This is a genomic window from Solirubrobacter phytolaccae, assembly GCF_027587195.1.
Classification (GTDB): Bacteria; Actinomycetota; Thermoleophilia; order Solirubrobacterales; family Solirubrobacteraceae; genus Solirubrobacter; species Solirubrobacter phytolaccae.
In genome coordinates this window covers 42,895-59,185 of the sequence record NZ_JAPDDP010000046.1, presented here as the reverse complement: position 1 = coordinate 59,185, position 16,291 = coordinate 42,895, and the positions used below count along the sequence as shown (strand labels likewise).

16 protein-coding genes and 1 pseudogene are annotated in these 16,291 nt (G+C 73.4%); 8 read left to right on the top strand and 9 right to left on the bottom strand.

All coding sequences use genetic code 11. The annotated features are described in order from the left end of the window. The 3 genes and pseudogenes from OJ997_RS38140 to OJ997_RS22490 all read left to right on the top strand — a co-directional run. Positions 1-125 (top strand): annotated as a pseudogene (locus tag OJ997_RS38140) (copper amine oxidase); the annotation flags it as partial. A 2-nt stretch (positions 126-127) separates the two neighbouring features. Continuing rightward, positions 128-1,957 carry a LuxR family transcriptional regulator gene (locus OJ997_RS37755; RefSeq protein WP_270027486.1) on the top strand — a complete coding sequence of 610 codons (1,830 nt, stop codon included), beginning with the start codon at positions 128-130 and terminating at the stop codon, positions 1,955-1,957. 19 nt (positions 1,958-1,976) lie between these two features. Beyond that, entirely contained in the window at positions 1,977-3,005 is a 1,029-nt protein-coding gene (locus OJ997_RS22490; protein WP_270027485.1) for an ABC transporter substrate-binding protein, read from the top strand. On the opposite strand, the gene OJ997_RS22485 is transcribed toward OJ997_RS22490, so the two are convergent. From OJ997_RS22485 to OJ997_RS22465, 5 genes are read right to left on the bottom strand one after another with little or no spacing between them, the layout of a single operon-like run. Continuing rightward, positions 3,006-4,682, bottom strand: a complete 1,677-nt coding sequence (locus tag OJ997_RS22485; RefSeq protein WP_270027484.1) for an ABC transporter ATP-binding protein — start codon at positions 4,680-4,682, stop codon at positions 3,006-3,008. It abuts the gene before it with no gap. Next, a complete protein-coding gene (locus OJ997_RS22480; protein ID WP_270027483.1) occupies positions 4,679-6,292 on the bottom strand; it encodes an ABC transporter transmembrane domain-containing protein in 1,614 nt (537 codons plus the stop codon). The genes OJ997_RS22485 and OJ997_RS22480 overlap by 4 nt, the downstream gene beginning before the upstream one ends. Then, complete coding sequence (locus OJ997_RS22475) at positions 6,289-7,077, bottom strand: ABC transporter ATP-binding protein (protein ID WP_270027482.1); 789 nt, start codon at positions 7,075-7,077, stop codon at positions 6,289-6,291. Before OJ997_RS22475 ends, OJ997_RS22480 begins: the two co-directional genes overlap by 4 nt. Continuing rightward, positions 7,074-8,132, bottom strand: coding sequence for a FecCD family ABC transporter permease (locus OJ997_RS22470; protein WP_270027481.1), 1,059 nt, complete (start codon positions 8,130-8,132; stop codon positions 7,074-7,076). The genes OJ997_RS22475 and OJ997_RS22470 overlap by 4 nt, the downstream gene beginning before the upstream one ends. Beyond that, positions 8,129-9,142, bottom strand: coding sequence for a FecCD family ABC transporter permease (locus tag OJ997_RS22465; RefSeq protein ID WP_270027480.1), 1,014 nt, complete (start codon positions 9,140-9,142; stop codon positions 8,129-8,131). The genes OJ997_RS22470 and OJ997_RS22465 overlap by 4 nt, the downstream gene beginning before the upstream one ends. A 73-nt stretch (positions 9,143-9,215) precedes the next feature. Between OJ997_RS22465 and OJ997_RS22460 the strand changes: the two genes are divergently transcribed. Further along, a complete protein-coding gene (locus OJ997_RS22460) occupies positions 9,216-10,259 on the top strand; it encodes an iron-siderophore ABC transporter substrate-binding protein (RefSeq protein ID WP_270027479.1) in 1,044 nt (347 codons plus the stop codon). A gap of 30 nt (positions 10,260-10,289) precedes the next feature. Here the strand turns inward: OJ997_RS22460 and OJ997_RS22455 are convergent, their stop codons facing one another. Continuing rightward, a complete protein-coding gene (locus OJ997_RS22455) occupies positions 10,290-10,574 on the bottom strand; it encodes a helix-turn-helix transcriptional regulator (protein ID WP_372517923.1) in 285 nt (94 codons plus the stop codon). Positions 10,575-10,635: 61 nt separating this feature from the next. Then, positions 10,636-10,926, bottom strand: a complete 291-nt coding sequence (locus tag OJ997_RS22450; RefSeq protein ID WP_270027477.1) for a hypothetical protein — start codon at positions 10,924-10,926, stop codon at positions 10,636-10,638. Positions 10,927-11,089: 163 nt separating this feature from the next. On the opposite strand from OJ997_RS22450, the gene OJ997_RS22445 reads away from it, so the two are divergent. The 4 genes from OJ997_RS22445 to OJ997_RS22430 are packed head-to-tail and all read left to right on the top strand — an operon-like array spanning position 11,090 to position 15,454. Next, positions 11,090-12,703, top strand: a complete 1,614-nt coding sequence (locus tag OJ997_RS22445) for a hypothetical protein (protein WP_270027476.1) — start codon at positions 11,090-11,092, stop codon at positions 12,701-12,703. Next, positions 12,696-13,901, top strand: coding sequence for a hypothetical protein (locus OJ997_RS22440; protein WP_270027475.1), 1,206 nt, complete (start codon positions 12,696-12,698; stop codon positions 13,899-13,901). Before OJ997_RS22445 ends, OJ997_RS22440 begins: the two co-directional genes overlap by 8 nt. Further along, positions 13,898-14,479 carry a hypothetical protein gene (locus tag OJ997_RS22435; protein WP_270027474.1) on the top strand — a complete coding sequence of 194 codons (582 nt, stop codon included), beginning with the start codon at positions 13,898-13,900 and terminating at the stop codon, positions 14,477-14,479. The genes OJ997_RS22440 and OJ997_RS22435 overlap by 4 nt, the downstream gene beginning before the upstream one ends. A gap of 21 nt (positions 14,480-14,500) precedes the next feature. Then, the gene (locus OJ997_RS22430) at positions 14,501-15,454 is read left to right on the top strand and encodes a hypothetical protein (protein WP_270027473.1); all 954 of its coding nucleotides are present in this window, start codon (positions 14,501-14,503) and stop codon (positions 15,452-15,454) included. Here OJ997_RS22430 and OJ997_RS22425 read toward each other — a convergent pair. Together OJ997_RS22425 and OJ997_RS22420 are read right to left on the bottom strand one after the other, a co-directional pair. After that, positions 15,451-16,044: a LysE family translocator gene (locus tag OJ997_RS22425; RefSeq protein WP_270027472.1), complete on the bottom strand. Its 594-nt coding sequence runs from the start codon at positions 16,042-16,044 to the stop codon at positions 15,451-15,453. The two genes, OJ997_RS22430 and OJ997_RS22425, sit on opposite strands and share 4 nt — an antisense overlap. A 60-nt stretch (positions 16,045-16,104) precedes the next feature. After that, complete coding sequence (locus OJ997_RS22420) at positions 16,105-16,287, bottom strand: hypothetical protein (RefSeq protein WP_270027471.1); 183 nt, start codon at positions 16,285-16,287, stop codon at positions 16,105-16,107. Positions 16,288-16,291 lie beyond the last annotated feature (4 nt).

The window sequence follows — 16,291 nt, the reverse complement described above, 5'->3', positions numbered from 1 at the left end:
ACGGGACACTGGTGGCGCCGGGGCTGTACGGGCCGCACCACCAGCACTTCTTCTGCGTGCGGCAGGACATGGCCGTCGACGGCAACACGAACACGGTCGTGCAGGTGGACTCCGAGCCGCTGCCGACGTGCTCGTCGGGCGCGCGTTCGTGCATCCGCTCGTGCGCGCGGCCGTGCTCGACGCGATCCCCGCCGGGGAGCGCGCGGCGCTGCACCGGGCCGCCGCGTTGCGCCTGCGCGACCGTGGTTTGCGGCCCGGCGCCGTCGCGCCGCACTGGCAGGCCGCGGAGCCAGCGGGGGACGAGCGGGCCGTCGCCGACCTGCGCGCCGCCGCGCGGGAGGCGGCCGCGGAAGGCACGACGGACCTCGCCGCCGACCAGCTGAGGCGCGCACTCGACGAGCCGCCGCTCACGCCGGCGGAGCGCGTCGACGTCACGCTCGAGCTCGGCGAGCTGGAAGTGCGCGCGCAGCGCCCCGACGGGCCCGGCCGCCTGCGTCAGCTGCTGCGCGACGGCCTCGACGGCGACGCCGCCGCGCGCGCCCACGCCGCGCTCGCCAACCACCTCGTGCACACGGACCCGGCGGCCGCGGTGGACGAGCTCGAGCAGGCGACCGAGGACGCCGCCGACCCGGCACTCGCGCTGCGGCTCGAGGCGGGGCTGCTCGAAGCGCTGCTGCTCGCGGACGCGGACCCCGTGCGGCTGCGCGAACGGATCGCGCGCGGCGTCCAGCTCGACCCGCCGTCGATCGCCGCGCTCGCCGCGGCCGCGAACGACGGCGCGCTGCGCGGGCTCCCGACCGGCGAGCTGATCTCGCTGTGCGAACGCGCGCTGGCGGGCGGCGAGCTGCTCGCCACGGTCGGCCCGGCGAGCTCGACCTGGAACCTCGTCACGCACGCGCTGCGCTTCGCCGAGGACGCCCGCGGCGCCGAGCGCGCGCTCCAGGCCGGCGACCGCGCGGTGCGTGAGCAGGGTCTGCTCGCCGCGACGCTCTTCGTCGAGCAGGCGTGGGGCTACTGGCATCGCGACTTCGGCTCGGTCGCGCTCGGCGCCGCGCGCGCTCGCAGCGGCCTGGAGGCGATCCGCGCCCAGGGGATGGTCACGACCGTCCCCGCGCTGAGCGCGATCCTCGCCGAGAACCTGGTCGAGCTCGACCGGCTCGAGGAGGCCGCGGCCGAGATCGACGTCGACCTGGGGGCCGCCGCGGGCACGTTCATCGAGCCGTTCGCGCTGACCATCCGCGGCCGGGTGCGCTTCCTGCTGCGGCGCCACGACGAGGCCGAGGCCGACCTGCGGCGCGTCGTCGCGTTCGCCGACGCGCGGGGCTGGACGGCGCCGAACGCGGTCTACGGTCGCCTCCGCCTGGCCGAAGTGCTCGCCGCGACGGGGCAGTCCGAGGAAGCGCTCGAGCTGATGGAGCAGGACGTCGCGACCGCGCAGGCGGCCCAACGCCCGGGCTGCCTCGGCATGGCGCTGCGCCGGCGTTCGCTCGCCCAGGACGGCGACGACGCGATCGCGACGCTCCGCGAGGCGGTCAGCGCGCTCGAAGGCACCGACCTGCGCCGCGAGCACGGTTGGGCGCTGCACGACCTCGGCGCCCGCCTGCGCATCCGCGGCGACCGGGTGGAGGCACGCGAGCCGCTGCGCAACGCGCTCGAGCTCGCCGCGCGCACCGAGTCCGCGCTGCTCGCCCGCCACGCCCACCAGGAGCTGGAGGCGTCCGGCGCCCGGCCGCGGCGGGAGCGGCTCGAAGGCGTCGAGGCGCTCACGCCCGCCGAGCGGCGCGTCGCGCAGCTCGCCGCCGAAGGCCTCACGAACCGCCAGATCGCCGAGACGCTGTGGGTGACGCTCAAGACGGTCGAGGTTCACCTCGGCCGCAGCTACAGCAAGCTCGGGATCTCCTCGCGCCGCGACCTCGCGAGCGCGCTCGGCCTCGAGGGTGACGCGGCTGCCGCCTGACCTTAGTTAGGGTGGCCTAATGCGCCTGTCCCTTGCCTTGGCCGCCGCCGCTCTGCTCGCGCTCGCGGGCTGCGGCTCGTCCGAAGAGCCCGAAGCCCAGCCGTCCGCGACGTCCACGCCGGCGGCCGCCGCCGAGACGTTCCCGCAGACCGTCGAGCACAAGTTCGGCTCCACGACCGTGCCGAAGAAGCCCGAGCGGATCGTGATCGTCGGGCTCACCGAGCAGGACACGGTGCTGGAGCTCGGCTACACGCCGGTCGCGACGACCGAGTGGTACGGCGAGCAGCCGTACGCCGTGTGGCCGTGGGCGCAGGCGCTGCTGGGCGACGCGAAGCCGACCGTGCTCACCAACTCCGACGGCTTCGACTACGAGAAGATCGCGACGCTGCGGCCCGACCTGATCATCGGCACCAACGCGGGCATGAAGCAGGCCGACTACGACAAGCTCTCCAAGCTCGCGCCGACGATCGCCGGCCCCAAGGGCAGCCCGGACTACTTCTCGCCCTGGGACCAGCAGACCACGCTGATCGCGCAGGCGCTCGGCAAGCCCGAGGAGGGCGCGAAGCTCATCCAGGGCGTCAAGGACGCCTACGCCGCGGCCGCGGCCGAGAACCCGGAGTTCAAGGGCAAGACGGCGACCTTCAGCCAGAACGCGTTCTACGACGGCGAGCTCTACGTCTACCCGGACGGGCTCAGCACCGACTTCCTCACCTACCTCGGGTTCGTCATCAACCCGAAGCTCACGCCGCTCGTCAAGAACGTCGGCGAGCAGGTCGCGGTGTCCGCGGAGCGCCTGGACGTGATCGACGCCGACGTGATCGTGTTCGCGACCGAGAAGGCGAGCGACATCGCGGCGCTCAAGAAGGAGCCGACGTTCGGCTTCTTGTCCGCCGTCAAGGGCAAGCACGCGGTGTACACCGACCCGACGCTCAGCGGTGCGATGTACTTCGACACGCCGCTCGCGCTCAAGTACACGCTCGAGAAGCTGACGCCGGCCTTGAAGGACGCGGTCGCGGGCGAGTCGCCCGAGGCGCTGGTCGGGAAGTAGCTAGGCGCGGTCCTGCGACCAGGTGTGCCAGAGGGCGGCGTACGCGCCCTCGGCCGCCACGAGCTGGTCGTGGGTGCCCTGCTCGACGACACGGCCCGCGTCGAGCACGATGATCCGGTCGGCGCGCGCTGCCTGCGTGAGGCGGTGCGCGACGACGAGCGCGGTACGGCCCTGCAGGACGGTGTCGGCGGCCCGCTCGAGCACGCGCGCGCCGGCGCTGCCCGCCTCGGCGGTGGCCTCGTCGAGCACGGCGATCTTCGGGTCGGCGAGGTGCAGGCGGGCGAGCGCGATCTGCTGCGCCTGCGCGGGCGTGAGCTCGACGCCGCCGTGGCCGACGACCGCGTCGAGCTTGGCCCAGTCGGCGTCGACGGCGTCGAGGGCGGCCTGCAGCTGCGCGTCGGTGGCGTTCGGCGCGGCCAGTCGCAGGTCGTCGGCGAGCGGCCCCGCGAACACGTGGACCTCCTGCGTGACGAGCGCGACGTGGCCGACGTCGACCGTCCCGGAGGTCGGTGTGTGGAAGCGGGCGACGACCTTCGCGAGCGTCGTCTTGCCCGACCCGGACACGCCGACGATCGCCACGCGCTCGCCGGCCTCGATGTGCAGGTCGACGTCGTGCAGGACGACAGGGCCGTCGTCGTAGGCGTGGCGGATCTTGTCGAGTGAGACGTGCGCGCCGGGGTGCGGCACGGGCGGCGGCGGCTCGGGCACCTGGAGGACGCCGACCAGGCGCGCGAGCGCGGCGAGCGCGCGGTTGGCCTCGTCGATCGTCCCGAGCACGATGTTGAACTGGTCGAACGTGCGGATGAACAGCAGCGCGGCGGCGGTCGCGGCGCCGACGGTGATGCTGTCGCTCTTGACCAGGAAGTAGCCCATGACCAGCGTGGACGCGGTGCCGACGAACTCGGCGAGGTTCAGGCGCGAGCTGAAGTGGGTGGAGATGCGGATCGTCCTGACGACGGCCGCGACGCTGGAGAGCGAGCGCGCCTCGACCCGCGGGAGCGCCGTCGGCTGCAGGCCGAGCGCGCGGATCGTCTTGGCGCCGCCGACGACGTCGAGGATCGCCTGCGCCCGCTCCCCGCTGATCCGGCGCTCGGCGGCATAGGCCGGGCCGGCCTTCTTCGCGTACCAACGCAGCGCCCACAGCTGCACCGGCACGACGAGCAGCGCGGCGAGCGTGAGCCGCGGGTCGATCGTCGCGAGGCCGACGAACGTGAGCGCGAGCGTGAGGGACGCGGCGGCGAGCGGCGGGATCGCCTCGACCACGGCCTCCGACAGCACGGCGATGTCGTCGCCGAGCCGGCTGAGCAGATCGCCGCGGCCGCCGCGCTCGACCTGCTCGGCGGGCAATTTGAGGGCCCGCGCGACGACGCGTTCGCGGAGCGTCGCGAGGATCGGCTGGCCGAGCTTGGAGATGAGGATGAGGCCGAGCGCGAACAGGACGGCTTCGCCGAGCGCGGCGGCGAGCAGGCCGAGCGCGGGCGCCGTGATCGAGCTCGCCGCGCGGTCGTCGTCGATCCGGTCGACGATCTCGCCGAGCAGGAGCGGCCCGGCGAGGCCGAGCGCGGCCGCGGCGACGAGCACGAGGACCGCCAGCGCGGCCTGCTTGCGGCGCGGCCGCAACAGCGCGCGCACGACCGTCCAGCATTCGCGTCCGGTCGCGGTCGGGAGCGACTTCACGCCACCGTCTCCCGGTACGTGGCGTCCGCGAGGAGCTCGGCGTGCGAGGCCGTCTTCACGCGGCCGTCGCGGACGTGGGCGACCACGTCACACGCGGCGAGCAGCAGCGGGCTGGTCGTGACGAGGATCGTCGTCGTGCCCGCGCGCGCCTGGCGCATCGCGGCCGCCACGCGGGCCTCGGTGGCGGCGTCGAGCGCGGTCGTCGGGTCGTGCAGGACGAGCACGGGCGCTTGGGTCGCGAGCGCGCGGGCGAGCGCGATCCGCTGGCGCTGGCCGCCGGACAGCGAGCTGCCCGCGTCGGCGAGCTCGGTGTCGAGGCCGTCGGGCAGCGCGGCGATCACGTCGGTGGCGGCCGCCGCTTCGAGCGCGGCGTCGGCCGCGCCGGGCACGTTGTCGCGCACCGTCCCGGACAGCAGCGTCGCCTCGTGCGGCGCGACGACGACGGTGGCGCGCGCCGCCGCGGGGTCCATCGCCGCGAGCGCGACGCCGTCCACGGTCACGACCGCCTCGGAGGACTCACGGGCGAGCGCGGCGAGCAGCGCCTCGGGCGCGTCGGTGACGACCCCGAACAACGCCCCACCGGGTACCTCGAGCGTTCCGACGGAGACTTTCGGCGGGCTCTCCAACCTCAAAGAGGTGGGGGTGGTGGGTGCAGGGACGGCGGGCGGCGCCGACAGCACCTCCGCCAGACGCGTCGCCGACCCACGGGCGCGGGCGAGCAGGCCGCCGACCCAGGCGAGGCGGCTCAGCGGACCGACGAGGAACTGGGTGATGCCGGCGGCGGCGATCAGCTCGCCCAGCGAGATCTCGCCCTCCAGCGCCAGGCGACCGCCGACGAAGGCCACGCCCGCGACGGCGAGCCCGCCGACCAGCACGGCCGTCGCCCCCAGTGCGATCTCCGCGCGGGCGGCGCCGAGCGTCGCGCGCAGGGACGACTGGCTCGCGACGCGATAGCGCTCCGCCGCGGTGTCGGCGGCGCCGATCCCCTGCAGCACGCGCAGCCCCGTCACCAGGTCCGCGGCCACGCCCGAGGCGTCGGCGGCCTCGGCCTGCTGGCCCGCCGCACGGCGCGACAGCAGCGCGCCCAGCCGTCCGCCCGCCCAGACGATGACCGGCAAGCCCACCAGGACCGTCAGCCCCAAGGTCAGCGACGTCACGAGCAGCACGATCGTGCCCGCGACCAGCGCCACCACGACGCCCGTGCCGTACGCGAGGCCCGCGATCACGCCCGCCGACGCGTCCACGTCCGCGGTCGCCACGCTGAGCAGCTGCCCGGGCATGAGCCCGGCCTCGCCGCCGCCGCGCGGGTCGACGACACGCTCCATCACCTGCATCCGCAGCGCGTGCGCCGCGGTCTCCCGCGCACGCTCCTCGGCGCGCGCGCCTTCGCGGTAGGCGGTCGACAGGAATGCGAACAGCACCGCGAGCAACCCGACCCACAGCAGCAGCGCGCTGCCGTCGGAAGGCGCCACCGCGTCGTCGATCGCCGCGCCGACGACGACCGGCACGAGCGCCTCGAAGCCCTGGTGCGCGCCGAGCAGCGTCGCCGCCAGCGCCACGCGCCGGCGATGGGCGCGCAGCACGCCCCGCAGCAGGGCGGCGCCCGTCACTGCTGCGACGCGGCGGGAACGACCATCGGCGCGCCCGTCGCGGGGCACGGCACGACGAGGCACTTCAGGCCGAAGACCGCCTCGACCAGCTCCGCCGTCACGATCTCGGCCGGCGGTCCTTCGGCGACGACCGAGCCGTCCCGCATCGCGATCAGGTGCGTCGCGTAGCGGCACGCGTGGTTGAGGTCGTGGAGCACCGCGACCAGCGTCCGACCCTCCACGTGGAGCTTCGCGCACAGGTCGAGCACCTCGACCTGGTGGGCGATGTCCAGGAACGTGATCGGCTCGTCGAGCAGCAGCAGCGGCGTCTCCTGCGCGAGCGCCATCGCGATCCACACGCGCTGGCGCTGCCCGCCCGAGAGCTCGTCGACGAGCCGCCCCGAGAGCTCCTCGATGTGCGTCTGGGCCATCGCCTCGGCGACCGCGCGCTCGTCGTCGTGGGACCACTGGCGCAGCAGCCGCTGGTAGGGATGGCGCCCGCGCGCGACGAGGTCGACGACCGTGATCCCGTCCGGCGCGATCGACGTCTGCGGCAGCAACCCGAGCCGGCGCGCGACCTGCTTGGTCGGCAGCGAGGAGATCTCCACGCCGTCGAGCAGCACGCTGCCGGCCTTCGGCTTGAGCATCCGCACGAGCGCCCGCAGCAGGGTCGACTTGCCGCACGCGTTCGGCCCGACGATCGCGGTGAAACCGCCCTCGGGGATGTCGACGGACAGCCCTTCGGCGACCACGCGCGCGTCGTAGGCCAGCGTCACCGCTTCTGCCCGCAACGGTGACGAGCTCATCCGCGTCCCTTTCTCCACTCCATCGTCAACAGCCAGGCGAGATAGACGCCGCCGAACAGCCCGGTCATCACGCCCACCGGCAGCGCCCGGTCGGGCACGAGCCGCTGGGCGGCGATGTCCGAGGCGAGCGTCAAGGCCGCGCCCATGAGCGCCGAGGATACGAGCGGCAGCCCCGCGGTGCGCGCCACCCGGCGCGCGATCTGCGGTGCGGTCAGCGCGATGAAGCCGATCGGGCCGACCGCGACGGTCGTCACCGAGACGAGCCCGACCGCCAACGCGACCAGGCCCAGCCGCGAACGCTCCACGCGCAGGCCGAGCGCGTGCGCCGAGTCGTCGCCCAGCTCCAGCGCCCGCAGCGCACGGGCCGCGGGGATCGCCAGCGGCACGAGCACCGCCAGCGAGATGGCGAGCGGCGTGACGTCCTCCCAGGTGCGCCCGTTTAGCGACCCGAGCAGCCAGCGCGTGGCCTCCTGGGCGTCCTCGATCCGCGCCCGCGCGAGCAGGTAGTCGATGACCGAGACCAGCAGGTACGAGATCGCGATGCCGATCAGCACGATCCGGAAGCCCGACGTCCCGCCGCGCTTGAACGCCAGCAGGTAGACGGAGAACGCGGTCAGCACGCCGCCCGCCAGCGCGCCGACGGTGATCGCGGCGCCGGACCCGGAGAGGATCGTGATCACGATCAGCGCGCCGACCGCCGCACCCTGCGGGAAGCCGACGATGTCCGGCGAGCCGAGCGGGTTGCGCGTCAAGGACTGGAAGACCGCGCCGGACACGCCGAGCGCGGCGCCGACGAGCAGCGCGCACACCACCCGCGGGAGCCGCAGCTCGCGCACGATGAAGGCCGAGCCGGGGTCGCCGCCGCCGAGCAGCGTGCTGACGACCGTGCCGGGCGGGATCGCGAACTCGCCCGTGCCGATCGCGAACACCGACAGCGCGAGCACGACGGCGACGAGGATGAGGCCGACGACGACGCCGCGCAGCTGGATGCGCAGCGACACGGCCTCGCCGAAGCGCACGACCCGTCCGGGCAGCGTGTAGGGCGCGGCGCTCACAGCTGCGCGATCCGCTTGCGGCGCACGAGGGCGATGAAGAGCGGCGTGCCGACGATGGCCATCATCACGCCCGCCGGCATCTCGCCCGGCCGCACGATCACGCGCCCGATCACGTCGGCGACGAGCATGAGCGCCCCGCCGAGCACCGCCGAGTAGGCGAGGATCCAACGCTGGTCGGGCCCGCACAGCGCGCGCGCCGCGTGCGGGACCGTGAGGCCCAGGAAGTACATCGGCCCGGCCGCGGCGGTGGCTGCGCCGCACAGCAGCGTGACCGCGACCGCGCCGCCGATCCGCGTCCGGCCGACCTTCGCGCCGAGCGCGCGGGCCGAGTCGTCGCCGAGCGCCAGGGCGTTGAGCGAGCGGGCGAGCGCGAACGCCAGCAGCAGGCCGACGGCGATGAAGGGCACGACGGCGTCGAGCTGCGTCCGGCCGCGGCCGCCGAGCGCGCCGACCGACCAGAAGTTGTACTGCTGCAGCAGCTTCACGTCGGCGAGCGCGATGCCGTAGATGAGGGCCGTGAGCGCCGCGCTGATCGCGGTGCCGGCGAGCGCGAGGCGGACGGGCGTCGCGCCGCCCCGTCCCGAGGTGCCGATCACGTAGACCGCGACGGCGGCCACCGCGGCGCCGATGAACGCGAACCACACGGAGCTCGCCGCGCCCGCGACGCCGAGCGAGAGCGCGATCACGACGGCCGCCGAGGCACCCGCGTTCACGCCGAGCAGGCCGGGGTCGGCGAGCGGGTTGCGGGTGAGCGCCTGCATCAGCGCGCCGGCGACGCCGAGCGCCGCGCCGACGACGATCCCGAGCAGCGTGCGCGGCACGCGCAGGTCGCGGATGATCGCTTCCTCCTGTGAGCTGCCCGAGTGCAGCAGCGCGTTGACGACGTCGCCGAGCGGGATCGAGCGGGCGCCGACGGCGAGGCTGAGCAGGGCCGCGAAGGCCAGTAGCGCGAACGAGATGGTGAGCCCGGCGCTGCGCGTGAACCGACCACCGCGCGCGCGTTGAGCCATGGCGTCAGGGGCCGTCGAGACGCTCATTCCGCAGCGCGACCTTAACAGGGCGCTTGTTAGGGTGACCTAACCCATGCGTCTGCCGTTCATCCTCCTCACATGTCTCTGCGCGCTCGTCCTCGCCGCCTGCGGCTCCGACGACACCGAGTCCAGCTCGGACAGCGCTCCCGCCGCGGAGCAGGGCACGACTGAAGCCAGCGCGTTCCCGGTCACGATCGAGCACAAGTACGGTTCGACCACGATCGAGAGCGAGCCCAAGCGGGTCGTCGTCGTCGGCTTGCGCGACCAGGACGCGCTCCTCGCGCTCGGCGTCGTGCCCGTCGCGACCACCGAGTGGTTCGGCAAGCATCCCGGCGCGATCTTCCCGTGGGCCAAGGAGGCGCTCGGCAGCGGCAAGGAGCCGGTGGTCCTCACCAACACGGACGGCGTGCAGATCGAGAAGGTCGCGGCGCAGCGGCCGGACCTCATCGTCGGCGTCTACTCGGGCCTGACGCAGAAGGAGTACGACGCGCTCTCCAAGCTCGCGCCCGTCGTCGCGCAGCCCAAGGACAAGGTCGACTACGGCTCCACCTGGCAGGAGGAGCAGCTCACGATCGGCAAGGCGGTCGGCCAGCCCGAGAAGGCCCAGCAGCTCGTCGACGACACGGAGCAGCTGATCGCGGACACCGCCGCCGAGCACCCCGAGTTCAAGGGCAAGACCGCCGCGGAGGTCACGGACTACCAGGGCGTCTTCGTCTACGGCCCGCAGGACGTGCGCACCGCCACGCTCGAGTCGCTCGGCTTCGTCTTCCCGAAGCCGCTCGCGGACGCGTTCCCGGACGAGTTCGGCGGCCAGCTCTCCGACGAGAAGCTCGACGCCCTCGACGTCGACGCGCTCGTCTGGCTCGCCGACGGCGACCGCAGCGTCGACGAGCTCAAGCAGGACCCGGTCTACTCCAAGCTCAACGTGCGCAAGGAGGAGCGGGACGTCTTCATCCTGCTCGAGGACCGCGTCTACGAGGCGCTGTCGTTCCCGTCCGTGCTGAGCATGCCGCTGCTGATGAAGGAGCTCGCACCGCGCCTCGCGGCGGCCGTCGACGGCGACCCGAGCACCTCTACCGACCAGCAGGCGGGCTAGCCGCAAGCGTCGACGGTCGCCGGCGCCGGATCAGTCACGGTGCCGGTGCTCGTCGAGCAGCGCGTCCAGGTCGACGCGCGCTGAAGCGACGGTGTGCTCGTCGGTGCGGGCGTCGATCCTCAAGTGCAGATCGAGGGCATCGAGTAGACGCAGTACCAGTTGCAGCTCGGCGGAGCCCTTCCCGCGCTCGAACGCGTTCACCCATTGCCTGGAGACCTCCGCGCGCTGGGCGACCTCAGCCTGGCTGAGTCCGAGGTCGATTCGTCGACCACGAACGATGGACTTGAGCTTGTGGAGCGTGTCGACCGGCGGCATTGATGTCAACGTACGACGACAACGACGAGATGTCAACGTTCGGAGACACCGACTTCGGAGATCACGGGTCCGACCGCTCGGCCCGACGTTCCGCAATCGCGAGGCCAATCGCGACCCCGAGGAGCGCTCCGCCGTGCAAAGCGTTGACGATGTCGGTCGATGGTCCCGTCGGAAACACTCTCGCCTCGATCCCTTGATTCAAGTGGGTGAAAGCTTCACCAGCCATCCCGTGACTAGCGAAGTGAGCCTCAAGCGGCGCGTCGGGCAACCCCGGGTTTCCCCGCTGCACATCGAGGAAGTCAAGGACACGATCGATGGCTTCGTCGATTGTTTCGTTAGTGATCGGGATCATCGCGGGATCTTTCCACGCGTCTGTCGAGTTGGTCCTCCGTTGCGTTGGGGGTGCTGTGCGCCGACCGTTCTTCACTTAAAGCCGACGGATTTGAAGTGGCCAGGGTTAAGTGCAGGGTGGGGTCCCGTGGCGGGCGCGCGCGAGGACCGGCAGGCTCGGCGTCATGCTCCCCAGACTCCTGCTCGCGGCGCTCCTGACGCTGCTGCTCGTCACGCCTCGCGCCTCCGCGGGGACCTACTGCGTCGGCACGCCGTGCGCCGGGCTGTCGAAGCCGACGCTCGGCTCGGCGCTGACGGCCGCCAACGCCAATCCCGGCCGGGACGAGATCGTGCTCGGCGAAGGGCCGTTCACCGGCGCGTGGACGATCACGGCCGCGAACCCGGTGGACCTGGTCGGGCCGGAGCACGACGCGGCGCGGTTGGTCGGGACCGGGTCGACGGTGCTGGCGATCGCCAACGGCGACTCGACCGTGGACGGCGTGAGTGTGCAGACGACGCCGGAGGTCGGCTCGGTCGGGATCGACGTGATCGCCGCCGGGCCGACGCTGACGCGGGTCAGCGTCGACGGTGCGGCCGGGGCGCAGCAGCAGACCGGGATCCTCGTGCGCCGCGGCGCGACGCTGGACAAGGTCTGGGCGAACTTCTACACGCCGGGGTCGTCCGGGATCGTCGCCGCCGGACAGCCTGAGGCGCCGCTCGTGCTGCGCGGCCTGTCGGTCCACGCGGGGACGGCGGTCAAGGTCGACGGCTGGACGCAGCCGGTGCGGATCAGCCACGCCGCGCTGTCCGCGAGCCTGACCGGCGTGTTCGTGCGCGGGACCACCGACGTCACCGCCGAGGAGCTGACCGCGTTCGTCAACCAGCCGGCGACCGACCTGTTCGGCGGGAACGCGTTCCACGCCGTCGACTCGACGGTCGCGATCCGCAACGTCACGCTCGCCGCCCGCCACACGGGCGCGACGGCGCTGCGTGGGACCGGCTCGCAGGTCACGGTCCGCGACAGCGCGCTGATCGGCGCGGACATCGGCTTCGACGTGGCCACGGACCGGCCGCTCGCGCTGCGCTCCAGCGCGTTCCGCCCCGCACGTGTGACGGGGCCGATCGAGCAGCCCGGCGCGGACAACGTGGACCTGTCGCGCTCCCTGCTCGGCCTGCCGAGCTTCGAGGCGGGCGTCTTCGCGCCGGCCGCGGGCAGCGCGCTGATCGACTCCGGCACGCCCGGGACCGAGGACGGGGTCGACATCGAGAACCGCAAGCGGCCGCTCGACGGCGACATGGACGGCGTCGCGCGCCGCGACATCGGGGCGTACGAGGCGTCAGCGAAGACGAGTGTCGCGCCCGCGAAGGTGGTGCTGATCGAGCCGGCGGCCACGGTCGTGCCGACGCCGACCGCCACCGCCACCGCCACCGCCACGCCGGTGGTGACGCCGGTCCCCACGCCCGTGGTGACGCCGCAGGCCACGGTCACGCCCGTCCCCACCCCGTTCCAGCTCAAGCCGAAGGTCACGGTCGCCTCGTTGAAGGGCCGGACGTTGCGCGGGGGATCGGTGGGGAGCGTCAAGCGCGTGCAGGTCGCGCTCAAGCGCGGCACGAAGTGCGTGACCAAGCGCGGCACGCTCCGCAAAGCCAAGCGGTGCGCATGGCTGGCGGTCAAGGGCAACAGCACCTGGAAGCTCACGTTCACGCGCCGGCTGCCGCGCGGTGTGTACACGGTCAAGGCCCGGGCCCTCAACGGGACCGTGGTCGCCAGCGCGAGCAAGCGGGTGCGACGTGGCTAGGCACGGGTACGCGGCGTTCGCGCGCGCCGACGTCGCCGACGCGCGGCGCGGGCATCCGGCGACGAGCCTTGCCGACTACGCCGCCGCGCGCGGGCTCGAGTGGCTCGACCGCCGGTCCGCGGCGGGGTACTCGGCCGCCTTCCCCGGCTTCGAGGAGTACCGCTACAACGCGGTCCGCGGCGTGCTGCCGGGCGGCCGGCACGGCGTCCTCTTCCACCAGCTGCTCGAAGTCCCCGTGACGGGGTCGCCGAACGTGAGCGGGACGCTTCACGCGTCGACCGTCAAGGTCAAGAACCGGCGCTGGTGGATGCCGGACCGCACGGACATCCCGTACATCGGCGCGTTCCTGGATACGCCGACCGACGACCGCGAGCCCGAGGCGTTCGAGAGTCACGCGGTGTGGATCCCGACGACGACCGTCGCGATCAACGTGCCCGAGGCGGCGCTGCCGTTCTTCCTGACGCGGATCGATCGCCGCCATCACCTCGCCCCGTTCGACTTCCCTCACCAGGAGCGGCTGAACGACGGCTGGCGGCTGCGCGCCCACGGCCCGACCCCGCCGCTCGACATCGACGCGATCCTCGCCCGCCACACCGACGACCCGTACTTCGGTGTGTTCGCGCTGCGCGGCACGATCATCGTGCGCCGCAACGGCTACCTGGCCGACCTGGACGAGCTGGCCCGCGACGCGTGCGCGATCGCCGACGCGTTCGCGGCCGCCTCCGCGCCCTCCCCGGCGCTCCCGTTCGCCACCGAGCTGCGCGCGCCGCATTCGCACCACCCGGAGGTCACGCCGGCCTGGCGCGAGGGCTACGCGCGGCTGGCGCAGCGACTGCAGCTCACCGAGGAGGACGCCGACGAGTACCACCGCGCGTTCCCGACGCTCGGCGTGCCCGGCCGCGCGGTCGCCGTGCTGCGCGGGGAGCTCGCGCCCGGCGTGCACGGACGGCTCGTCTACTCGGCCGAGCGCAACCTGCGCGTGGCCGAGCGGGCGCGCGGCGCGGTCCTGCTCGAGACGCGCGACCTCCCGCCGACCCCGCCCGGCGGCGAGCGCCACCCCGACCGCAACCTCGTCTACGAGCAGCGCGACGGGGTCGCGGTGCTGTGGAGCCTGTGCACCGCCGGCTTCTATCGGGAAGAGCAGGAGGAGCTGATCGAGCGGGCGCTGGCCTTCGCGCGCGTCAGACTCCAGGTGTGACGACGTACGACAACGACACGCTCAAGGTGCGGCTGATTGCCGAGTCCCAGCTGGAGACCCGCGAGGTCGTGGCGCGCCGCGCGGCGGACGACCTCCTGCTCGTGCTCGCCGCCGACCTGCCCGACCGGGTCGAGTCGGTGGGCACGGAGTACGACGACGACGCGATCTTCGCCGAGGCGCTCGTGCGCACGCGCAGCGAGCAGGGGCTCGAGCTCACGCGCCACGCCGTCGCCGGCTCGGAGCTGCTGATGGTCAGCGGCGACTCCTACTTCACCGCCACGCACGCGCTGTGGGCGGCCGAGTTCGACCCGCCGGAGTCCGAGCACGGCACGCTCGTGGCGGTCCCGAACCGCCAGGTGGTGTTCGCCCACCCGATCCGCGACCGCTCGGTGGTGGCGATGCTGACGCCGATGCTCGAGCTCGCACGGCGCGCCGTCGAGCGCGATCCGGGCCAGATCAGCCCGAACCTGTACTGGCTGCGCGAGGGCACGTTGGCGCTCATCGACCTCGAGGAGACCGAGGAGCAGATCATCATCCCGCCGGCCAGCGAGTTCGCACAGCTCCTCAATCGGCTCTGAGCGGTCTACCTTTCGCGCCGGATGACGGCGTGGACGACGGAGATCGAGATCGCGTACGACTTCGGGCACCTGTACGTCCACGACGGCGCGGGGCACTGGAGCGACACCGCCGCGCGCGTGGATCTGCGGATGCCGCACGTGGGGGAGTTCGGCGTGCCGGTGCGGCTCGAGGGCTACGGCGCCAAGCCCGCGCTGGACCTCGCCCGCTGGGAGCAGGTGACCGAGTTCTCGCTGCGGGTGGAGTCGGAGTCGCTGGCGTTCGCCTCGGGCACGACGGGGCCGGTGCGGGTGGGGATCGCCAACGGCGCCTATCGCGCCCGCTGGTCGGCCCGCGACGGCGAGTACCGCTTCCAGCTCTGGCCCGGGCCGGCGTCGGCGCCGCGCGCCGAGCTCAAGCGCCGCGCGGGCATCGCCAGCGACCTCGGTGATATCCCCGCGCTGCTGCACGACGAGGGCGTGCAGGCGGCCGGCTCGGTCGTCGGCACGCGCGTGCGCGGCGACGCCCTGCAGCTCTACGTGCGCCTGAGCGCGTGGCGCGACCGTGCCTGGAACCGGACCCTCCGCTGCGACGGCGCCGTCCGCTGGCAGGCCACGAGCGAGCCGTTCCTGAGCGCGAACCTCCACGCCGAGCACCCGGGCCTGCTGCCGTTCGTCGACGAGCGCGGCGGCCTCTCCTTCAACGGCGCGGTCGCCGAGCCGGAGCGGCTGGAGGCGGCGTTGCGCGCCGCCCACGCCCAGGCCGCCGGCGGCCACATCGCTTTCGAGGAGGGCCTCGCAGCGCGGCTCGCGGTCGGCTACGGCCGCCTGGCCAGCGGCCCGGTCACGCTCCTGCGCCAGTACGCCCACGTCGCCGACGACCACGGCGTCGCCACGAACCTGACCGTCACCGGCCCGGGCCGCAACGGCCTGTCCCTGCTCGAGCTCGGCGGCACGTTCGTCGTGGCCGAGCGCTTCACCATCGTCGAGACGTCCTAGATCGCGAGCGAGCCGGCGAGGCCGAGGTAGGCCGTGCCGGCGGCGCGGGAGAGGTGGCGGGTGCGGCGCCGGAGGCGCTCGGCGATCACGCCCGCCAGGAGCGCGTAGGCGCCGTCGGTCAGCGTCGCCAGCGCGACGAAGGTGAGGCCGAGGACGAGCGTCTGGAGCGCGACGTTGCCCGTCGGGTCGACGAACTGGGGCAGGAAGGCGACGAAGAACATCGCGGTCTTCGGGTTCAGCGCGTCGACGAGCAGGCCCTGGCGGTAGAGCTTGCCGTCACCGCCCGGGGCGGCGGCGAGGTCGGTCCTCCCGCGCAGCGCACGCACGCCCATCCAGACGAGGTAGGCCGCGCCCGCCAGCTTCAGGGCCAGCAGCGCGTTCGGCGAGGCGGCGACGAGCGCGCCCAAGCCGGCGGTCGCCGCGAGCACGTGCAGCAGCGCGCCCGTCTCGACGCCGAGCATCGACTCCAGGCCGCCGCGGCGGCCGTGCTCGAGCGTCCGCGCGACGATGAACAGCACGGACGGGCCGGGAATCAGCAGCAGCGCCAGCGTGGTGGCGGCGAAGAACGCGAGGACGTCTGGGGAGGGCATGCCGCGATCCTCGCCGCGGCGGGGGCGCTCCCACATGAGGGAGCTCCCTGATCCTGACCCTTAACTCAGGTCGGAAGGCCCGTAGCCGTGGCTCGCCTTGTACTCGTCGTTCTCGCGCTTCTCACCGCGCGCGAGGACGATCGCGAAGGCGATTCCACCCTGGACCAGGACCGGGAAGAGAACGACCCAGATGGCGAGCGACACGAGCGTGACGGCCAGGGCCTCATCGGCGAACAGCAGCATCCCC

Excerpts from the sequence above, each read along its gene's own strand:
- OJ997_RS22490 (WP_270027485.1), top strand. The coding sequence starts at position 1,977 with ATGCGCCTGTCCCTTGCCTTGGCCGCCGCCGCTCTGCTCGCGCTCGCG.
- OJ997_RS22455 (WP_372517923.1), bottom strand. The coding sequence starts at position 10,574 with ATGCCGCCGGTCGACACGCTCCACAAGCTCAAGTCCATCGTTCGTGGT.
- OJ997_RS22450 (WP_270027477.1), bottom strand. The coding sequence starts at position 10,926 with ATGATCCCGATCACTAACGAAACAATCGACGAAGCCATCGATCGTGTC.
- OJ997_RS22425 (WP_270027472.1), bottom strand. The coding sequence starts at position 16,044 with ATGCCCTCCCCAGACGTCCTCGCGTTCTTCGCCGCCACCACGCTGGCG.
- OJ997_RS22460 (WP_270027479.1), top strand. The coding sequence starts at position 9,216 with ATGCGTCTGCCGTTCATCCTCCTCACATGTCTCTGCGCGCTCGTCCTC.
- OJ997_RS22465 (WP_270027480.1), bottom strand. The coding sequence starts at position 9,142 with ATGGCTCAACGCGCGCGCGGTGGTCGGTTCACGCGCAGCGCCGGGCTC.
- OJ997_RS22430 (WP_270027473.1), top strand. The coding sequence starts at position 14,501 with ATGACGGCGTGGACGACGGAGATCGAGATCGCGTACGACTTCGGGCAC.
- OJ997_RS22420 (WP_270027471.1), bottom strand. The coding sequence starts at position 16,287 with ATGCTGCTGTTCGCCGATGAGGCCCTGGCCGTCACGCTCGTGTCGCTC.
- OJ997_RS22475 (WP_270027482.1), bottom strand. The coding sequence starts at position 7,077 with ATGAGCTCGTCACCGTTGCGGGCAGAAGCGGTGACGCTGGCCTACGAC.
- OJ997_RS22445 (WP_270027476.1), top strand. The coding sequence starts at position 11,090 with ATGCTCCCCAGACTCCTGCTCGCGGCGCTCCTGACGCTGCTGCTCGTC.